The 19,682-nt window shown below is 39.9% G+C and carries 15 protein-coding genes; 10 read left to right on the top strand and 5 right to left on the bottom strand.

The window, feature by feature from the left end:
• Positions 1-111: 111 nt before the first annotated feature.
• A complete protein-coding gene (gene rarD, locus LG329_RS08790; RefSeq protein WP_404456080.1) occupies positions 112-1,005 on the bottom strand; it encodes an EamA family transporter RarD in 894 nt (297 codons plus the stop codon).
• 186 nt (positions 1,006-1,191) lie between these two features.
• On the opposite strand from rarD, the gene megL reads away from it, so the two are divergent.
• Positions 1,192-2,424: a methionine gamma-lyase gene (gene megL, locus LG329_RS08785; RefSeq protein ID WP_404456077.1), complete on the top strand. Its 1,233-nt coding sequence runs from the start codon at positions 1,192-1,194 to the stop codon at positions 2,422-2,424.
• On the opposite strand, the gene LG329_RS08780 is transcribed toward megL, so the two are convergent.
• Complete coding sequence (locus tag LG329_RS08780) at positions 2,373-2,930, bottom strand: short-chain dehydrogenase (RefSeq protein ID WP_404456074.1); 558 nt, start codon at positions 2,928-2,930, stop codon at positions 2,373-2,375. The genes megL and LG329_RS08780 overlap by 52 nt on opposite strands.
• Before the next feature lie 173 nt (positions 2,931-3,103).
• Between LG329_RS08780 and cls the strand changes: the two genes are divergently transcribed.
• The 7 genes from cls (at position 3,104) to hutG (ending at position 12,967) form a co-directional block, all read left to right on the top strand.
• Positions 3,104-4,537 carry a cardiolipin synthase gene (cls, locus tag LG329_RS08775; RefSeq protein WP_404456506.1) on the top strand — a complete coding sequence of 478 codons (1,434 nt, stop codon included), beginning with the start codon at positions 3,104-3,106 and terminating at the stop codon, positions 4,535-4,537.
• Between the two features lie 20 nt (positions 4,538-4,557).
• Positions 4,558-5,073, top strand: a complete 516-nt coding sequence (locus LG329_RS08770) for an acyl-CoA thioesterase (RefSeq protein ID WP_404456071.1) — start codon at positions 4,558-4,560, stop codon at positions 5,071-5,073.
• Between the two features lie 274 nt (positions 5,074-5,347).
• Positions 5,348-6,772 (top strand): alanine/glycine:cation symporter family protein, encoded by a 1,425-nt coding sequence (locus LG329_RS08765; protein WP_404456068.1) that lies wholly within the window; start codon positions 5,348-5,350, stop codon positions 6,770-6,772.
• Between the two features lie 810 nt (positions 6,773-7,582).
• The gene (hutH, locus tag LG329_RS08760; RefSeq protein WP_404456065.1) at positions 7,583-9,103 is read left to right on the top strand and encodes a histidine ammonia-lyase; all 1,521 of its coding nucleotides are present in this window, start codon (positions 7,583-7,585) and stop codon (positions 9,101-9,103) included.
• Positions 9,096-10,748: a urocanate hydratase gene (gene hutU / locus LG329_RS08755; protein WP_404456062.1), complete on the top strand. Its 1,653-nt coding sequence runs from the start codon at positions 9,096-9,098 to the stop codon at positions 10,746-10,748. Before hutH ends, hutU begins: the two co-directional genes overlap by 8 nt.
• A 15-nt stretch (positions 10,749-10,763) precedes the next feature.
• A complete protein-coding gene (gene hutI / locus LG329_RS08750; protein ID WP_404456059.1) occupies positions 10,764-12,017 on the top strand; it encodes an imidazolonepropionase in 1,254 nt (417 codons plus the stop codon).
• Positions 12,014-12,967, top strand: coding sequence for a formimidoylglutamase (hutG, locus tag LG329_RS08745; RefSeq protein WP_404456057.1), 954 nt, complete (start codon positions 12,014-12,016; stop codon positions 12,965-12,967). Before hutI ends, hutG begins: the two co-directional genes overlap by 4 nt.
• Before the next feature lie 141 nt (positions 12,968-13,108).
• On the opposite strand, the gene LG329_RS08740 is transcribed toward hutG, so the two are convergent.
• Complete coding sequence (locus LG329_RS08740; protein ID WP_404456054.1) at positions 13,109-13,441, bottom strand: winged helix-turn-helix transcriptional regulator; 333 nt, start codon at positions 13,439-13,441, stop codon at positions 13,109-13,111.
• Positions 13,442-13,709: 268 nt separating this feature from the next.
• Here LG329_RS08740 and LG329_RS08735 point away from each other — a divergent pair, with 268 nt between their 5' ends.
• Positions 13,710-14,948, top strand: coding sequence for an aminopeptidase (locus LG329_RS08735; protein WP_404456051.1), 1,239 nt, complete (start codon positions 13,710-13,712; stop codon positions 14,946-14,948).
• Positions 14,949-15,216: 268 nt separating this feature from the next.
• Positions 15,217-16,518 carry a transposase gene (locus tag LG329_RS08730; RefSeq protein ID WP_404451027.1) on the top strand — a complete coding sequence of 434 codons (1,302 nt, stop codon included), beginning with the start codon at positions 15,217-15,219 and terminating at the stop codon, positions 16,516-16,518.
• Between the two features lie 299 nt (positions 16,519-16,817).
• Here the strand turns inward: LG329_RS08730 and recQ are convergent, their stop codons facing one another.
• Both recQ and LG329_RS08720 read right to left on the bottom strand, forming a co-directional pair.
• Positions 16,818-18,962 carry a DNA helicase RecQ gene (gene recQ, locus LG329_RS08725; protein ID WP_404456048.1) on the bottom strand — a complete coding sequence of 715 codons (2,145 nt, stop codon included), beginning with the start codon at positions 18,960-18,962 and terminating at the stop codon, positions 16,818-16,820.
• A gap of 331 nt (positions 18,963-19,293) precedes the next feature.
• Positions 19,294-19,347 (bottom strand): putative holin-like toxin, encoded by a 54-nt coding sequence (locus tag LG329_RS08720; RefSeq protein ID WP_382390841.1) that lies wholly within the window; start codon positions 19,345-19,347, stop codon positions 19,294-19,296.
• Between the last annotated feature and the right edge of the window lie 335 nt (positions 19,348-19,682).

Here is a 19,682-nt window from a genome sequence, read left to right as displayed (position 1 = left end):
TTGTCTAGCTTTGCGGGCTAGCGGTTCGTGACGTAAGCAATAGCCTCTAAGAGCACTAAGATCATGTGTTCTACGGTCTCTTGCTTACGCATTTCACCGCTGACCAGCCCGCTAAGCTTTTCTACGTCTGCGGTGTGCGGATCCCATATAGATGATTAATGCTATCCAGATTAACATAAATGAAACAAGGTGAGAAACTGAAAATGTTTCATGATATACAAATACACCTAAGACGAGCATGATGGTTGGTGCAATGTATTGCAAAAACCCGACCATGGATAGTGGGATTTTTTTTGCACCGCTTGCAAATAATAATAATGGAATTGCCGTTACGATACCAGCCCCAATTAATAATAAATTTGTACTGGATAAAATGTCATGTTGTACAAAGGTATTTTCGCTGAAAACGGGTACATAAATAAGTGCTAAAGGTGTAACGATCATCGTTTCAATTGCTAAACCGAACATGGCACCAATGTCGACCATTTTTTTCAAAAGACCGTAGAAACCAAAGCTAAATGCAAGCAGAAGCGCAACCCATGGAAATACGCCGTAACTAAAGGTTAAATAGATTACCCCAACGCCAGCAAGAATAAAGGACAATAATTGTCGCCTGGTCAAGGATTCTTTTAAAACAATAATTCCGAGCAAAATACTGACTAATGGATTAATATAGTATCCCAGACTTGCTTGGATGACATGGTCATTATTGACAGCCCAAATATAGGTGAGCCAATTTATACTAATCATGACTGATGCAAGTGTAATTCCAATCAATTTACGTTTGTCTCGGATAATTAGCTTGCATTCTTTGATAAAAGACTTGCCTTTTCGCATCACAAGAATCACAGCAACCATAAATAAGAATGACCAAATAATACGGTGTGCTAATATTTCCCCCGCTGCTACCCCCTGAATGAGCTTCCAGTATATTGGAAGGAATCCCCAAAGTAAATATGCGCTAGCCGTATATATTATGCCCAGTTTTTCGTCACTTTGTTCCATTTCTCTGCACTTCCAATCTATTCATCTAGCATTATTCATACTTAAAGTAAGATAAGTTTAGAGTTATTTCGGACAAAATGCAATAACCTTGTTCTGTATAATAATGTAGGGAAACGCTTTCAAAACAACTGGAAATCATATATGATAATGGTAGTACACATGTAAAATTTATTGGGGGAGAAAATGATGACTACCAATTCAAAGCGTTTTGAAACAACGGTCATACATGAGGGATATGACGCAAAAGATATGTTGGGTAGCTTGGCTACACCGTTATTTCAAACTTCTACTTTTACTTTCGATTCCGCTGAGCAAGGAGAATGCAGATTTGCTGGGGAAGAAGATGGTTACATTTATTCGCGACTTGGAAATCCAACAGTCGCTGTATTAGAGGAACGAATTGCTGCACTGGAAAAAGGGGAACGTGGTCTTGCTTTTGGATCAGGGATGGCAGCTGTTTCAGCAGTATTAATCGCACTTACCAAAGCAAATGACCATATTATCTGCTCGTCAGGCCTATATGGATGTACATTTGGTTTATTGACCATGATGAAAGAAAAATATAATATAGCACATGATTTTTCAAGCATGGATTCTGAAGCAGCTATAAGAGATTTAATTCGCCCAGAAACAACATGTATCTATGTGGAAACGCCAATCAACCCAACGATGAAATTAATCGACTTACAAATGGTTGCAAGTGTGGCAAAAGAATTTAATATACCAGTTGTGGTGGATAATACCTTTTCATCACCATATTTACAGCAACCACTTGAACTTGGTTGTGACGTTGTACTCCATAGTGCAACGAAATACATTGGCGGACATGGTGATGTTGTCGCTGGTTTAGTTGTAGGGAAAAAAGAATTTTTAGACTCGGTTGCAATGACTACTCAAAAGGATATTGGAGGCATTATTTCACCATTTGATGCATGGTTATTACTTCGTGGATTAAAAACATTACCGGTTCGATTGGACCGTCATTCGGACAATGCAGAGAAAATTTTTGAAAAGCTAAAAGATCATCCTAAAATTGACCGTGTTTATTATCCAAGCGATAAAAACCACGCGGATTATCCGATTTTCCAAAAACAAATGAAGCGTGGCGGTGGTGTCATTTCGTTTACCGTTGACGGAACGAAGGAAGATGCTCAGTTCTTGTTGAATCAACTGTCATTTTTAAAAATTGCAGTGAGCTTAGGTGACGCAGAGACACTTATCGAGCATCCAGCAAGTATGACGCATTCCGTTATTCCAGAAGAAGAACGTAAACAAATGGGAATAAGCGATCAATTAATTCGCTTATCTATTGGGCTTGAAGCTTGGGAAGATATTTGGGCAGATTTAGAGCAGGCTTTGAACCAGATTCAGGGTCGTTTATCCCAAGGCTCCAAAGTGCCAACTACGGATTCCGTTTGATCCGCATGAATAGCGCGGATGACACCATCGGATATTTCTTTGTGTGTTAACCAGCGCGATGTTGAATCATTCAGGATAAACCCCAAATAGACACGTCTGTACTGACAATTTTCAGGTACAGGCGTGTTTTCTTTCTCAAAAAAACGGGAACTACTCTGCACATGGAATAACTTCCAGGTCTTTGTTTTATTGATTCTTGTTATTTCATCGATTAACGAATCAAGTGCCTGGGGAGCAGAACCGTGAATCCAGCTAACGACAAGGTCAGGCGTACCAAATGCTTGAAAAGCCTTTTGTAACTGTTGTCTAAAACGACCATCATCATGATAATCCACTTCAATTCCATGAAATTTATCAGGTTCATTGCTTGAATCTTTTAATTGTTGTTGGCGAATAGTACTACGACCAATGACGGATACATAATAATAGTCATTAACGAGTGCATGACAAACTTGAGCCAGCATACCGGTTCCACCGATCACCAATGCATATTTTTTATTTTTCATAAAAAACCCCCCTTATACCAATATTAACTTGTCGGGCTAAATTGTGCTATATTATGGATAGAGGAAAAGCGGAAGCGCCTTGAATACCCCCGAAAACGTAAGCGAGTATGGACTGACTTTAAAATTTTGATGAACTTTGATAGTTAAGAGAGGAGTAGACTGCCTTGGATTTTATGCCTTTATTACTTGGGTTTGTTATTATATCTAATATTGTACTTGCAACCACCATCATTTTCCTCGAACGAAAAGATGCAACATCTACATGGGCATGGTTAATGGTGTTACTTTTTATTCCAATCGCAGGGTTCTTCCTTTATTTAGTTTTCGGTAAAAAGATTAGTAACAAACGTATCTTTACATGGGAGACGAAAAGCAAGCTGGGCGTTAAAAGATCTGTGCAATCACAACTTCGCGCCATAGAAGAGGATACGTTTACGTTTAAACATGAAGAATTAAGTGAATATAAAGATCTGTATTATATGCATTTACGAAATAATGATGCGATTTTTACACAAGATAATAAGGTCGATATCTATACAGATGGGGAAGATAAATTTAAAGCGCTAATACAAGACCTGGAAAGGGCCACCGATCACATTCATATGCTTTATTATATCATCCGTTATGATGGACTTGGGAAGCGGATTGCGGATGTATTAGTGAAAAAAGCAAATGAGGGTGTGGAGGTTCGTGTCTTGTACGATGATATGGGATCACGGACATTAAGTCGAAAGTTCATTAAACGAATACGTCATGCGGGGGGCCAGGTCGAAGCTTTTTTCCCTCCTAAAATCCCCAAGATCAATATGAAAATTAATTACCGTAACCATAGAAAAATCACCATCATAGACGGCAAGATTGGTTACATAGGTGGATTTAATATTGGTGACGAGTATTTAGGGAAAGACGCAAAATTTGGTTATTGGCGTGATACGCATCTGCGTGTAGTCGGGGATGCCGTCAATCATATGCAAACACGCTTTATCCTCGATTGGAATCAGGCTTCAAGGAATGACATTTTATATAATGACCGGTTTTATGATTCAGTACCTTCTGGTGATGTTGGGATTCAAATTGTTACAAGTGGACCGGATTCTGAATGGGAACAAATCAAGAATGGCTATATAAAGATGATTTTATCAGCAAAAAAATACATTTATATTCAAACCCCTTATTTCATTCCTGATGAAAGCCTTGCAGATGCATTACGAATTGCATGTCTTTCAGGAGTTGATGTGAAGATTATGATTCCGAATAAGCCAGATCATCCTTTTGTATATTGGGCGACCCTTTCGTATATTGGCGATTTGCTTAAAGCCGGTGCGGACGTGTATATTTACCAAAACGGATTCCTTCACGCGAAGACCATTGTTGTAGACGGTAAAATTGCTTCAGTTGGAACTGCAAACATTGATGTGCGAAGTTTTAGGCTAAATTTTGAAGGAAACGCATTTTTGTATGACAAGACTGTTGCACAAAAGTTATTGGCTAGTTATATGGAGGATATTAGTCATTCCACTCAAATGACTAGGAAGTTATATGAAAAACGGTCGATCGGAATTCGGTTTAAAGAATCGATTTCACGACTGCTCTCACCAATCTTATAAACCATTTAGGAGGATAAATTATGGAAAGCAATACTTGTAGAAATTCATTAACGGTTAAAACATCACACGTTCTTCCGCCAGATACCAATACACACGGAACATTGTTCGGTGGAAAGCTTATGGCACATATTGACGATGTAGCGGCAATTGCAGCAGTTCGTCATGCCAGAGAAACAGTCGTTACCGCATCTACCGATTCAGTTGATTTTCTCGCACCTGTAAAAGAGGGAGATTCAATTTGTGTCGAGGCCTTTGTAACATGGACACACAATACATCGATGGAAGTTTTTGTGAAAGCAGTGACAGAACACTTATTAACAGGAGAGCGCAAGGTATGTACAACAGCGTTTCTAACGTTTGTAGCGGTTGATAAAAATGGAAAGCCAATACCTGTTACATCTGTCGTACCAGAGACAGATTTTGAAAAACAGCTTCATGATCATGCACCCGTTAGAGCGAAGCACCGGAAAGAACGCCGTGCAAACTCAAAAGAACTAGCAACAACATTTGGTACCGACTTTCCGTGGGACCGATAGATTTAAATTTTCAGCCGCTTCCATTGTGAGGCGGTTTTTTGATTTTTCATTATCGTAGTCGAACATGTGAGCCTCCATAGCTAGCGTTTTCACCAAGTTTTGACAATGTCATAAATGGAAAAAAATTATGTATATTTTTATCTTTTATGATAAAATTGTGAAGGCTCAATTTTTGGGTTTATTTGTTTGAATTTGTAGAATACTTGCAAATGATTAAGGGTATATAAAATACATGCCATTTTAAAATTTATAGATTATTTGGAGGGAAAACAACATGAGTTTCATCGAGAGTATTGTCGGAGATATAAATAATGTTTTATGGACATATGTGCTAATTATTGTTCTAATTGGTCTCGGGTTATGGTTTACGATTAAAACAAAGTTTGTGCAATTTAGATACCTACCTGAAATGTTTCGTGTCCTATTTGATAAACGAACAATAAGTGCGGAAGGGAAGAAAGGAACTTCATCCTTTCAGGCATTTGCAATTAGTGCCGCATCGCGTGTTGGAACAGGAAACCTTGCTGGTGTTGCATCTGCCGTAGCAATTGGTGGTCCAGGGGCAGTTTTTTGGATGTGGGTTATTGCTGTGTTGGGTGCAGCAACAGCATTCGTAGAGAGCACACTCGCGCAAGTATATAAAGTGTCTGAAAAAAATCAATACCGTGGTGGACCCGCTTATTATATGGAAAAAGGATTGAAAAAGCGTTGGCTTGGAATTCTTTTTGCGATTACAATTACATTTACGTACGGTCTCGTATTCAACGCTGTACAATCAAATACAATCAGCTTAGCATTTGCTAATCAGTTTGATTTTGGTAAGAATATGATGGCTATTGTTCTTGTCATCCTAACGGCTATGGTTATTTTCGGTGGATTGAAATCAATCGCCAATGTAACACAATACATAGTTCCGATAATGGCTATTTTTTATATTATCCTTGCTGTATATATTTTAATTGTAAATATCGCAGCAGTTCCTGATTTGATTTCACTTATTTTCTCGAATGCATTTGGTATTCGTGAGGTAGCAGGTGGGGGATTTGGTGCAGCAATTATGCAAGGTATTAAACGTGGCTTATTCTCAAACGAAGCTGGTATGGGTAGTGCACCAAACGCGGCTGCTACTGCAGAAGTAACACATCCAGCAAAACAAGGTCTGATCCAGTCTTTAGGTGTATTCTTTGATACTATATTAATTTGTAGTGCAACAGGGTTTATCATCATTTCTGCCGGTGGCTATGAAGGAAGTAAGCTTGAAGGTGTTCAGTTGACGCAGAATGCATTCCAAACGCATATCGGAGATTGGGCATCAATCTTTATAGCTGTAGCAATCTTCTTATTCGCATACAGCTCCATCCTTGGTAATTATTATTACGGGGAAAATAACATTGGTTTTATCAAAGAAAGTAAAACTGCTCTATTCATCTACCGGCTGGCAGTTCTTGGAATGGTAATTTTTGGTGCAGTGGTATCATTTGATTTAGTATGGGCGCTTGCTGACTTATCAATGGCAATCATGGCGTTAATCAACTTGTATGCAATCAGTAAACTATTTAAAATTGCCAATCGAGTTTTAAAGGATTATCAGCGTCAACGGAAAGAAGGAAAAGATCCAGTATTCTACCGTGATGTGTTAGATAATCAGGATGGTATTGAACTATGGGAACGTAAAGAAGGAAAAAAAGAGAATAATTAATAAAGGCTCTTCTCGTACCCATTGTTGCTTTTTTCATTTTCATAGTTGATATAAACTGCGTCACAGCGTACCGCTCCGGAAATACACTACGCTTTCCGCGGGCTCGTGCTGAGCCTCCTCGATCGCAAAGAACGCTCACTGCGGGGTCTCATCGTCTTCACTGTTTCCGCAGGAGTCTTCGTGTATTTCCTCCGCTAACATGGTGTCTGGAAACAGTGCTATATAGCTCCTTTCACTCACTATTATGGCAGTTGATTGGAGTGGAGGACCGTTGACTCCTGCGGGAACAGCACGAGTCTGAAGACCCCGCAGCGGTGGTAGGTGATGAGGGCCGACTAAAACCGTCCTTTGCGGACAACGTCGGCATACCCCTTGCCGGGGCAAGGAGGCTGAAGCCGTGCCCGCGGAAAGCAACGGTCCGCAGCGGAAATCAACATAGCACTTACATCGCAATATACATCTATTCTCTCAAAAGCAACAATCTTTACGAATACAGCCTTAAAAAAAAGCGTAAGTGCCTGGCCGGGGCGCTTGCGCTTTATTTTTTACACAATTATATGGACTTAATCGTGGGGTTGCGAATGATACCGGCCTATCACACAGTACGGAATTTTCGAAACATAGTTGCAACTTATCCAGAAAACGCTTACAATAAGGATAAGAATTTTCTAACAGTTGGGGTGCTTTTAATGAAAAGCAGCAACATAAAATTTAATCAATTAAATGATTCAAAGAGGCTCGGTTTTTAACCGCAGCCTCTTTTTATTTTCATCGCTTTACTATAGTAAAGCGGTACCGAGGAGGTTTATCATGGTTATTTTAACCGGAAAAACATTAACATTTGATGAGGTAAAACGCGTTATTTTCGACAATGAGAATGTAGAATTGGCAAATGAAGCATGTATTAATATTGAAGCAAACCGGGAAACAGTTGATAACCTTATTAAAGATAAAAAAACAATGTATGGTATCAATACTGGCTTTGGAAAATTTAGTGATGTTGTCATTGATGATTCAGATCTAGATGATTTACAGCTTAATTTGATTCATTCCCATGCATGCGGTGTTGGGGAAGCATTCTCTGAGAATATTACACGGGCAATGCTGCTTCTCAGGGCAAATGCATTATCCCAAGGATACTCTGGTGTACGCCTTGTGTTAGTCAATCAACTTCTCGCATTATTAAACAGTGGCATCCACCCTGTAGTTCCACAGCAGGGGTCACTTGGCGCAAGCGGAGACCTTGCACCACTCTCCCATTTGGCACTTGGGTTAATGGGAGAAGGTGAGGTAATGTATTGTGGAGAAAAGATGGAAGCGAGTGCAGCATTAAATAAAGAGGGTATTGCCCCCTTAACATTGAAGGCAAAAGAAGGGCTAGCGTTAATCAATGGAACACAAGCAATGACCGCTGTTGGTGTAGTCACATATCTCGAAGCGGAAAAACTTCTCCATCAAAGTGAATTGATTGCTGCGATGACAATGGAAGGGCTACAAGGAATTATTGATGCATTTGACGCTGACCTGCACGTGGCACGCGGTCACAAGGAGCAAATGGATGTTGCAGAACGAATTCGCGGCATCGTAGAAGATAGTAAGCTTATTACAAAACAAGGTGAATTACGTGTGCAAGATGCTTATTCAATAAGGTGTATCCCACAGGTTCTAGGTGCATGCTGGCAAACGATTAATTATGCAAAAGATAAACTTTTAACAGAAATTAATGCTGTGACAGATAACCCATTGATTTTTTCTGAAGAGAATAAGGTAATTTCAGGTGGAAATTTCCACGGGGAACCAATTGCGTTTGCCATGGATTTTATTAAACTTGGTATTGCTGAAACAGCTAATATTTCTGAACGTCGTATTGAACGATTGGTGAATCCACAATTAAATGATTTACCAGCATTTTTAAGTCCTAACCCTGGTCTTGAGTCTGGTGCAATGATTATGCAATATAGTGCGGCATCACTTGTATCGGAAAATAAGACACTAGCACATCCAGCGAGCGTTGATTCCATTCCATCGTCTGCCAACCAGGAGGACCATGTCAGTATGGGTACGATTGCTGCACGACATGCACTGCAGATGCTGCAAAATGCAAGACATGTGGTAGCCATCGAATTAATTTGTGCGATGCAGGCAGTTGAATATCGTGGGACTGAAAAAATGGGATCCATGACCAAAGAGTTTTACGATAGCGCACGTCAGGTTGTTAGCAGCATTACAGCAGACCGAATTTTTTCAACAGATATTACAAATCTAGCAAACTGGTTAAAAAACGATGAGCAATCACGTGTAAGTTTAAAAGGAGGAGTTTTTCATGAATAAGGTTGATGTGCGAGCTAAAAAAGGATTAGAACTGGAGTGTAAAGGCTGGGAGCAAGAAGCGGCATTACGTATGCTGTATAACAATCTGGATCCAGAGGTAGCTGAAAACCCGGAAGAACTTGTTGTGTATGGTGGCATTGGAAAGGCTGCTCGAAATTGGGATGCTTTTCACGCAATTGTTGATACATTACGCAATCTGGAAAATGATGAAACGATGCTAGTCCAATCTGGTAAACCTGTTGGTGTATTTAAAACGCATAAGCATGCACCGCGTGTATTATTGTCTAACTCTGTTTTAGTGCCAAAGTGGGCGAATTGGGAACATTTCCATGAGCTCGATCAAAAAGGTTTGATGATGTATGGACAAATGACAGCAGGTAGCTGGATATATATTGGGACACAAGGGATCCTGCAAGGAACATATGAGACCTTTTCTTCCCTAGCCAAAAAACATTATAATGGCTCGTTAAAAGGAACCATTACATTAACAGCCGGACTTGGTGGTATGGGTGGGGCGCAACCGCTCGCTGTCACAATGAATGAAGGGGTTGTTATCGCAGTAGATGTCGATAAAAGTCGCATTGAAAAGCGCTTGAAGACAAAGTATTGCGATGTCATGACGGAAAGCATTGATGAAGCAATTTCTATGGCAAAAAAGGCTAGAGGTGCCGGAGAAGCTCTTTCCATTGCACTCCTTGGAAATGCGGCTGCGGTTCATCATGAACTTTTAAACAAAGATATTAAAATTGATATTGTAACAGATCAAACATCCGCACATGATCCGTTGAATGGCTATGTTCCAGTTGGGTTTACTGTTGATGAAGCAGAAGTTTTACGTAAAAATGATCCGGCAGCTTATACAGTCAAATCCAAGGCAAGTATGGCGAAACATGTAGAAGCGATGCTTTTATTTAAGGAAAAAGGCTCGATTGTGTTTGACTATGGAAACAATATTCGACAGGTTGCACATGACGAGGGTGTGGAACAGGCTTTTGATTTTCCTGGCTTTGTGCCTGCATATATTCGTCCATTATTTACGGAAGGAAAAGGGCCGTTCCGCTGGGCAGCACTTTCAGGTGATCCAGAAGATATATATCGGACAGATCGATTGATTAAAGAATTATTCCCAGAAAATGAAGCATTAATTCGCTGGATAGACATGGCGCAGAATCAAATTGCTTTTCAAGGACTTCCATCCAGAATTTGCTGGTTAGGCTATGGTGAGCGCATGAAAATGGGTCTAGCAATTAATGAACTTGTTCGAAAAGGTGAATTAAAGGCACCTGTCGTTATCGGGCGCGACCATCTGGATTGTGGCTCTGTTGCATCACCAAACCGTGAGACAGAGGGAATGAAGGATGGTAGTGATGCTGTAGGTGACTGGGCTGTATTAAATGCACTCATTAATACAGCTGCGGGTGGTTCATGGATTTCCTTCCACCACGGGGGTGGCGTTGGTATGGGTTATTCACTGCATGCTGGAATGGTTGCTGTAGCGGATGGCACAGATTTAGCCCACGAACGTCTTGAGCGTGTTCTAACAACAGACCCTGGTATGGGGGTTATTCGCCATGCAGACGCAGGCTATGAATCTGCTATTGATTTTGCAGAGGAACATGATATTAAAATCCCAACGAAAAAATAGAAAGGAGCATACATCATGCACGTAGATTTACTTATTACAAATATTGGACAATTACTTACAATGGATAAAAAAGGCCCTGTAAAAGGCAATGACATGAAGGACCTTAACGTGATGGAGGATGCGGCAGTTGCTGTTCGGGATGGAAAAGTAGAATGGATTGGTTCGTCCGAGAAGGCTACTAGCATCCAAGCTGTCCGTACCATCGATGCAAAGGGTAAGCTGGTTACACCTGGGTTAGTTGAACCACATACACATTTAGTTTTTGGCGGCTCACGTGAAAAAGAGATGGCGTTAAAACAACAGGGAGTTCCATATCTTGATATTTTGAAACAAGGTGGAGGTATTTTATCAACGGTAAATTCCACAAAAGAAACAGCTTATGATGACTTATTGGAAAAGGCTTTATTCCATTTAGACCGCATGGCTATGCATGGGATCACAACGGTTGAAGCAAAAAGTGGGTACGGATTGGATAAAGAAACAGAACTTAAACAGCTTCATGTTGCAAAAGAAGCGGGCGAGCAGCATCCATTAGACCTTGTTTCAACTTTTCTTGGTGCACACGCCATCCCACCGGAATTTAAAGAAAATCCAGATGCTTTTTTGGATGAAATGACTGAGATGTTTGATGAAATTAAGGATAAGGATCTTGCAGAATTCGTGGATATTTTTACCGAAACAGGTGTATTTTCAGTAGAACAATCGAGAAAGTACCTCCTAGCTGCGAAGGAAAAAGGGTTTGGTGTTAAAATTCATGCAGATGAAATTGATCCGTTAGGCGGAACAGAGCTGGCTGTTGAAGTTGGAGCGATTAGTGGTGACCATTTAGCTGTTGCATCTGACGAAGGGATTAAGCAATTAGCAGCATCAGATACGATAGGGGTTATTTTGCCAGGAACTAGCTTCTATCTTGGAAAAGATACGTATTCACCTGCACGCAAGATGGTGGACGCTGGTGCGGCAATTTCGATTTCAACAGACTTTAACCCTGGTAGCTCTGTAACTGAAAACCTACAGCTTATTATGTCGATTGCGGCACTAAAATTAAAGCTTTCCCCTGAAGAAATTTGGCATGCTGTAACCGTTAATGCGGCACATGCGATAGGCCGTGGCTCAGAAGCAGGAACAATCGCAACGGGTAGAAAAGCAGATATTGTTCTATGGGATGCACCAAATTATATGTACATTCCGTATCATTACGGGGTTAACCATGTAAACACAGTCGTGAAAAATGGATCTGTATTATATGAAAGGCAGGCAATACGATGACGAACTTGAGACACGTTAAACCTGCTGGGGAAGCAATTTTTAAAGATCGTTACACAACAAAAGTTCGTGAGCTGCTTGTGCCTTGGGAAGATGGTGGAAATGCAGTGTTCGCAATTGCAGGAGCACCTTTTTCCAAGTCATCTATTAGTCATTCAGGGGCGTCCTTCGCCCCGTCTGCAATTCGATCAGCATTACAAAGCTACACAACGTTTTCAGGAGATACTGGGGTAGATTTTACCGAATCAATTATAGACTTCGGAGACATTTATATGGATCCAACTGATGTAATAGGTAATCAGCAAAGATTGTATGAAGGTCTTTACGATATTTATCAAACAGATGCTGCAAAAAATTGGATGGTGCTTGGTGGTGATCATGCGATCAGCCACTCATCCATTAAGGCTTTTTCAGAAAAATATTCGTCTGTCGGGGTAATTCAATTTGATGCCCACCATGACTTACGCAACGTGGAGGATGGCGGACCTACAAATGGTACTCCATTCAGACGTTTGATAGAAGACGGTGTATTAAGCGGTGAAAATTTAATCCAAATTGGTATTCGGGATTTTACCAATGCCAAAGGATATGATGATTACGCAAAAGAACAAGGTGTTATTGTATATACCATGCAGGATTTGTTTCGTGAATCGATCCTGGTAATTTTAGAACGTGAAATGAAAAAGCTTGCTGACAGGGTAGATGTTATCTATTTATCTGTCGATATGGATGTGCTGGACCAAGCATTTGCACCGGGGTGCCCAGCGATTGGACCTGGCGGTATGGATAGCCGTGAGCTTTTAGCAGGAGTGCATTTAGCAGCTCAACATGCAAAGGTTAAGGCTATGGATATTGTTGAAATTGATCCAACCATCGATATTCGAAACATGACTAGTAGGGTTGCAGCGAATGTCATGATGCAGTTTATGTTAGGGAAGAAGCTTGGGGTTTAACGAATTAGGAGAAAAATTAATTATAAAAGGGGATTGTGCGGTAGGCTGTCAAATTGAGAAGAGCAGCGTTACCGCGCGATATAGTTGAAAATTGCGCATGAAAAAAAGCTATTCAAATTGAACAGCCTTTCAGCGCATTATTTATTTTACTTCTTTTTCGGTTTGATTTTCTAACGTAACCCAGTCCTCAGCCCAGCGCTGAATTTCACGAATTACTGGTTCTAGTGCTTTCCCTTTTACAGACAGTGAATATTCGATTCGAACAGGGAACTCAGAGTAAATGTTACGTTCAACAATATCTTCCTGTTCCAACATTTTTAATCGATCAGAAAGCAATCTTCCGCTAATAGGTAAGTCTGCTTCCATTTCAGAAAAACGTTTTTTGCCTTCTAAAAGATCGAATAGAATCAAGCCAACCCAGCGTTTGCTGACAAGTTGCATAGCATTTTCAAATCGCGGACATAACTCTTCCATGTAGACCACCTCTTAAATGGTTTATATATTATTATTGACGTTATTTAAATTAAGAATTTTTCTTATTATTAATTACGAAAAGTAACTTGATGACAGTATAACACATTCATTAGATTGCGTAAATTAGTTGCACCTATTATAAAACGAAGGAATATGAAGAAATTGGTAATAGTATTTTTGGATAATTTGTTTAATTACTTGGTAATTTCAGGTGATTTATGAAATAATAACGGTACACGAAATATATGATTTCTACGGAGGGAATAGGATGACCAACCAAAAAACAAAAGAAAAGTATGCAGAACTTGCATTAAAAACAGGTGTGAATTTGCAAAAAAATCAAGCACTAATGATTAATGCACCAATTGAAGGAGCAGATTTTACTAAAATTGTAGTTCGAAAAGCATATGAATTAGGTGCTAAAGATGTACATATTAATTGGGTAGATGATGAACTTACATTATTAAAATATGAAAATGCTCCAGATGAAGTAATTGCGGATTTCCCTGAGTGGCGAGTGAAATTACATGACATGTATGCAGAAGATGGTGCAGCAGTGTTGTCGATCCGTTCGACAAACCCAGACTTGTTAAAGGATATTGATTCCTCACGTGTTGCAAAAGCAAATAAAGCTGCTGCACAGGCGATGACTAATTTCCGCAAATACACCATGAATGACCTGATTACATGGTCAATTATTTCAATTCCAACAGGTGATTGGGCGCAGAAAATTTTTCCAGACCAATCAAAAGATGATGCAATCGAAAGCCTTTGGGATGCCATTGTAAAAATTGTTCGTGTTGACCAGGAAGATCCAATCGCAGCATGGGATGCGCACAACGCAACATTAAAAACAGCACGCGAGCTAATGAATAAGAAAAACTATAAGAAGTTAATTTATAAAGCTCCAGGAACTGACCTAGAGTTGGAACTACCAGAAGGACATGTATGGAAGGGTGGATCTGCTGATTCTGCAAAAGGCATTACCTTCAATCCGAATATGCCAACAGAAGAAGTTTTTTCTATGCCACACAAATATGGTGTTAATGGTACTGTTTCAAGCACGAAGCCACTAAATTACGGTGGAAGTCTAATCGATAATTTCTCGTTGACATTTAAAGATGGAAAAGTAGTTGAATATACAGCAGAGCAAGGCGAGGACACATTAAAACATCTACTGGATACAGACGATGGTGCAAGACGTCTAGGTGAAGTTGCATTGGTGCCGCATGAATCACCTGTATCACAGTCCGGGTTGATATTCTATAACACATTATTCGATGAAAATGCATCCTGCCATATTGCACTTGGAAAAGCATATCCAACCAATTTAGAAGGTGGAGCTGACATGGATAGTGAAGAACTAGACAAGCATGGTGTAAACGACAGTTTAACGCATGTTGATTTCATGATTGGATCCGAAAACCTTGATATTGATGGTGTGTTACAAGACGGAACAACAGAAGCTGTTTTCCGTAACGGTACATGGGCATTTGAAATTAAATAATATTTTTGAAGGGCCGCTTCCTGATTTTTGGGGGAGCGGTGTTTTTTGTGTAAGGAAAGAAAGAGTATAAACTTTGGCGTTAATCTGTCTAGCTCCAGCGCCTAGCCCCTCGAGGTTTTAAGTCAAATCTCTTTGTGATAAAAATCATCACTAAGAGATTCGTCTTAAACTTGTCGGGGCTGACCAAGGCGCTTGCGTTTTCTTAAAAGGAAAGAAAGTATAAAATTAACCCCTACTACAGTAAAGGTAACTGTGGTAGTTTCTATGTATGGAGAAAAATATTCTGAAACGAATCTTTTTTGATAACTACAATCATTGGGAAACATTCAAGAAGAAACACAGAGAAAAAATCCGCCCAGTCGTTCTGAAGGAGGTAGAAAAATTTCAAGGCTGTGGAGATATGAAAAATGGATTCAAACTCTTTGTTTGCGAGGGCTGTAACGACGTACATAAAGTAGCATTCCGGTGTAAAGGGCGTTTTTGCACGACCTGTTCTATTGGGGAAAGTGAAGAGTGGAGCCGATTATTAACGGAAGACGTTTTACAGGTAAATCATCGGCACATGATTTTTACAATCGATGAAGGGTTACGGGAAATATTTCTTTTACACCGTCATCTTTTGAAACCGCTAATGGATGAGGCAGCTAAATTAATTACAAACTTTTTTCAAAAGAAGGCAAAGGTGACACCAGGTATCATTTCCGGATTACACACATTTGGCTCCAGGGTAAATTTTAATCCCCATGTCCATATGTTGGTAACCATGGGAGGGATAACGAGAAAAGGAAAATGGAAGGACTATGATTATATCCCTTTCCAAATGCTTCGAAAGCAATGGCAAACGGTGGTATTAAAGTTAATCCGTAGGAACTTAACCAAACAGGAAAAGAGGCGTGTACAACCACGACTGCAAAAGGCTTTTTCCGAAAATGGGGAAGGCTTCTATGTGCATGCGCCGAAACAGAAGGGGAAAATAAAGGAACAACTTCGTTACATTGGCCGTTATATTCGTCGACCAGCGATTGGAGTCAATCGGATCGAGGCATATGATGGACAACAGGTGACTTTTAAATACATCGATAAAACAGATGGGAAAGAAAAGCATGAAACGCTGACGGTGGAAGCCTTTATCAGTCGTTTGATTCGTCATATACCAGATGACCAATTTAAAACAATACGCCACTATGGTATGTATTCAAGAAGAAGTAAACGTCTAAGTAAGAAGCTATTAAGTAAGTGGCAAGAAGGAAGGCGGCGTTGGATCATAAAAGTGTGGAAAACAATACGCCGTCAAACATGGAGAGAACGTGTTATCGCTGGTGGACAAAAAGATCCCCTAATATGCCCGCACTGCAATAATTATTATGTGTATCAGGGAGAGGTCTGTCTTGAGAATGGACAATTAGAAATAAAAGTAGCTTTAACCAAGGAAGCAAGAAAGTACTTAGAAAGGGTGATAGCTTATTACACACCAATCCAAAAACCGCAAAAAAGGGAAAAAGAAAAAGGGGAACGACCACTTAGCGAAAAAGAAAACGAAAATCAACTTTGTTTGTTTAACGTGTCATGAGGAAGAAAAAATACCTTATGATGTAGTTAGAGATTTTGATTTGATGGATGGCGGTGATCCAACGGATCCGCCTCAGTTTAGATGCGAACATTGTGGTGGAGAAATGTATCCAGAGTATTACAAGGGAATACATGGCCAGGAATACAAACTAACGGATGTTCTCTAGCACAGAAAAGGACCGGGCGGTCTATGCCCGGTTTTTCTTACTAGTTTTTCGTTGGATTGTGTGCTGCTGGCAGACTGTATATCCGCCAATCCATTGAAAAATGCACCCCAACTAATGAGGTGCATCTTCACTATCACATATATTCATTTTTCACTAAAACAGCTTTGATTTTCGTGTAACTGTACCCTTCTGGTAGCAAATCCTTCAACGGCTTTAACTTGGGCTCATCGATTTCATTACGTACTTCCAAGATTTTTCTCTCTTCATCTGCTGTGAAAAAGATTTCCCATGCAAGTGGAAATCCTTCTTTCGCAGCTTTGAAAATATGCCCTTCAACCGTTTGCTGTGACATTTCGCGAATGACAGCAATATCTTTTATTGATTTTCCAGATCGGAACATTTGATAGCTTGCTAGATGACTAGGTTCATCAGACGTTGCTTTCGGCTTAGGTTTGGCCGGGGCATTATCAGCAATTCTAACTTTCATTTTTACATCCGGATTTCTTTCACGCCATGCCTGAAGGACTTCCAAGAATGCTTCACCATATTGTTCGTACTTTTTCTCGCCAATTCCTTTAATTGTTAACATATCATCTTTTGAATCTGGAAAATAACGACTAAGATCCTTTAATGTCGCATCTGAAAATAAGACATATGGCGGTACACCATTTTCATCAGCAATTTGTTTACGCAGTTGCCTTAATTCTTCAAACAGATCTTCTTTGTAATCTGCGGTTTCCCCAGTTGGGATAACGGTTGAATACATCCAAACGGTTCGCTTTCCTTTTAGTACATCAACTGATTCTTGATTCAATTTTAAAGTAGGGTAGCGGCCTTCTTCGGTTGCAAGTATTTTTTCTGCGATTAAAAAGTGGATCCATTCTGTTAAGGCTTTTTCTGTATAATTGGATAAAATTCCATACGTGGAAATTAAATTTAATTTAAAGTCCTTAATTTTTTTATCATTGGATCCTTTAAGGACCTTTGCAGTCATGCTCACACCAAATCGTTCACCCATCCGCTTCACGCAGGACAGTATCATTTGCGCTTCCTTTGTCATGTCGGTTTGATCTGTGCGGTGCATACAATTGCTGCAACGATCACATGTTTTTTTAACAGTAGTGTCATTAAAATAATCCAATATAAACGACGTTAAACAGCTATGGGTATGACAATAGTTAATCATGGCCTGGAGCTTACGATATTCTGCCCGCTTTGCATCATCATCCATGAAAGACTGTTCAATTAAGAACTTTTGTAACTGAATATCCTGTGCGGAAAAAAGCAAGATACAATCACTTGGCTCACCGTCTCGTCCCGCACGTCCAGCCTCCTGATAGTAGGATTCAATTGTCATTGGCATTGCATAGTGAATGACATATCTAACATTGGATTTATCGATGCCCATTCCAAAAGCATTCGTTGCAATCATGACTTGAATCTCATCTTGTATAAACGCGGCCTGGGCTTTTTTACGATCATCTTCAGACATACCAGCATGATATTTTGCAACGGAAAATCCTTTTGTGGTCAATTGATCATATAAGGTGTCTGCTTGCTTACGCGTTGCCGTATAAATAATACCAGATTCATTTTTTCGTTCGGAAAGAAAGGATCTGACATAGCTCGGTTTGTCTTTTCCCTTCACGATATGGAAAGCAAGGTTATCGCGTTCAAAACCGGTATTAATGACATGATCATCCTCAACATGTAACAGCGTCTGAATATCTGAAATGACATCCTCTGTAGCTGTTGCCGTCAATGCTACATATACGGGTATGTTCGACAGAGCTTTCAAATTCGGTACAATTGAGCGATAACTGGGTCTAAAATCATGCCCCCATTGAGAAATACAATGCGCTTCATCAAACGCCACTAAAGCGATGGGCAACCGTTTTACCAATTGGACAAAAAAAGATGACTCAAAACGTTCTGGTGCGACGTAGACAAATTTATAACGACGTGCTTCAATATCCCGAAGACGTTGCTGTTGTTCAGTTGTTGATAAGGAACTGTTTATATATGTAGCTGCAATACCAAGCGAGTTCAATGCGTCTACCTGGTCCTTCATTAAGGAAATCAGGGGCGAAATAATAATCGCGACTCCATCGAGTGTCAACCCAGGAATTTGGTAACATATTGATTTACCGCCACCAGTAGGCATAACAGCTAGTGTGTTTTTTAATTGAAGAATATTTGATATGGTTTCTTTTTGGCCTGGTCGGAAGGCTGGAAAACCATAATATGTTTGTAGGACTTTTTCTGCTTCAGCGATCATCATGATCCTCCTTCATTACAACTAATTCTATCATAAAATATTGAAGAAACATAAGCCTACTATTGGGAGACAATAAAGTTTTATAATTGAAGAAGTTGTTGTGAACTTGAGCCATATTCACTCGAGTAGACAGCTTTCAGATAATGGAAAGTTGGCAAAATGTTTAACAATAAGTTAAAATAAGGTATACTATAAATAGAAGTTAATACAATAATAAAGACTGAACGGTGCGCTAACACCATTCAGCCTGAGTGTAACAGCCCTTCAAAGGGGCGGCTCACAAGTAGAAGTGAAATATCACCCTAATTGCTAACCAAGGCTCATAGGGTGGTTATTTTTTTTGATTTGACAGTATCGCAACAATTAAAGTTCCAAATGAAATCATCAGGAAAATAGTTTCGAAAACCGTCATATCGCATCACCCCCTTTCTAAAAAGGGAGTGAGCCACCACCCATGAATAAGCCTTGTTACACTAAGTTCATTATAGCAAAAAACATGATGCATTTGGGAATAATAGCAAAAACTATAAACACCGCCTTTTTTGGGAAAGGCGGTGTTTTGGTAATTAAAGACACATTTTTTCTGTCTAGCTCCAGCGCCCAGCGTCTAGTGGACTTCCTTTACCTCCGTACGATAAGTCAACATCGGTTCGCTTAAGCTCACCGTGTTTCCTTTATCTCCTGGTGGAAGGAATGTTCGATTAAAAACGCCACTTTGCG

Source organism: Virgibacillus necropolis (genome assembly GCF_044793635.1).
In the GTDB taxonomy this organism is placed as follows: Bacteria; Bacillota; Bacilli; order Bacillales; family Amphibacillaceae; genus Virgibacillus_F; species Virgibacillus_F necropolis_A.
Note: the sequence above shows the minus strand (reverse complement) of the source record. Positions and strands in the feature narration are given on the sequence as shown.

What these genes read in the sequence shown, in the direction of transcription:
- hutU (WP_404456062.1), top strand. Translation starts at nt 9,096, where the DNA reads ATGAATAAGGTTGATGTGCGAGCTAAAAAAGGATTAGAACTGGAGTGT.
- hutH (WP_404456065.1), top strand. Translation starts at nt 7,583, where the DNA reads ATGGTTATTTTAACCGGAAAAACATTAACATTTGATGAGGTAAAACGC.
- LG329_RS08780 (WP_404456074.1), bottom strand. Translation starts at nt 2,930, where the DNA reads ATGAAAAATAAAAAATATGCATTGGTGATCGGTGGAACCGGTATGCTG.
- megL (WP_404456077.1), top strand. Translation starts at nt 1,192, where the DNA reads ATGACTACCAATTCAAAGCGTTTTGAAACAACGGTCATACATGAGGGA.
- LG329_RS08735 (WP_404456051.1), top strand. Translation starts at nt 13,710, where the DNA reads ATGACCAACCAAAAAACAAAAGAAAAGTATGCAGAACTTGCATTAAAA.
- LG329_RS08740 (WP_404456054.1), bottom strand. Translation starts at nt 13,441, where the DNA reads ATGGAAGAGTTATGTCCGCGATTTGAAAATGCTATGCAACTTGTCAGC.
- recQ (WP_404456048.1), bottom strand. Translation starts at nt 18,962, where the DNA reads ATGATCGCTGAAGCAGAAAAAGTCCTACAAACATATTATGGTTTTCCA.
- hutI (WP_404456059.1), top strand. Translation starts at nt 10,764, where the DNA reads ATGCACGTAGATTTACTTATTACAAATATTGGACAATTACTTACAATG.
- hutG (WP_404456057.1), top strand. Translation starts at nt 12,014, where the DNA reads ATGACGAACTTGAGACACGTTAAACCTGCTGGGGAAGCAATTTTTAAA.
- LG329_RS08770 (WP_404456071.1), top strand. Translation starts at nt 4,558, where the DNA reads ATGGAAAGCAATACTTGTAGAAATTCATTAACGGTTAAAACATCACAC.
- LG329_RS08730 (WP_404451027.1), top strand. Translation starts at nt 15,217, where the DNA reads ATGGAGAAAAATATTCTGAAACGAATCTTTTTTGATAACTACAATCAT.
- cls (WP_404456506.1), top strand. Translation starts at nt 3,104, where the DNA reads ATGCCTTTATTACTTGGGTTTGTTATTATATCTAATATTGTACTTGCA.
- rarD (WP_404456080.1), bottom strand. Translation starts at nt 1,005, where the DNA reads ATGGAACAAAGTGACGAAAAACTGGGCATAATATATACGGCTAGCGCA.
- LG329_RS08765 (WP_404456068.1), top strand. Translation starts at nt 5,348, where the DNA reads ATGAGTTTCATCGAGAGTATTGTCGGAGATATAAATAATGTTTTATGG.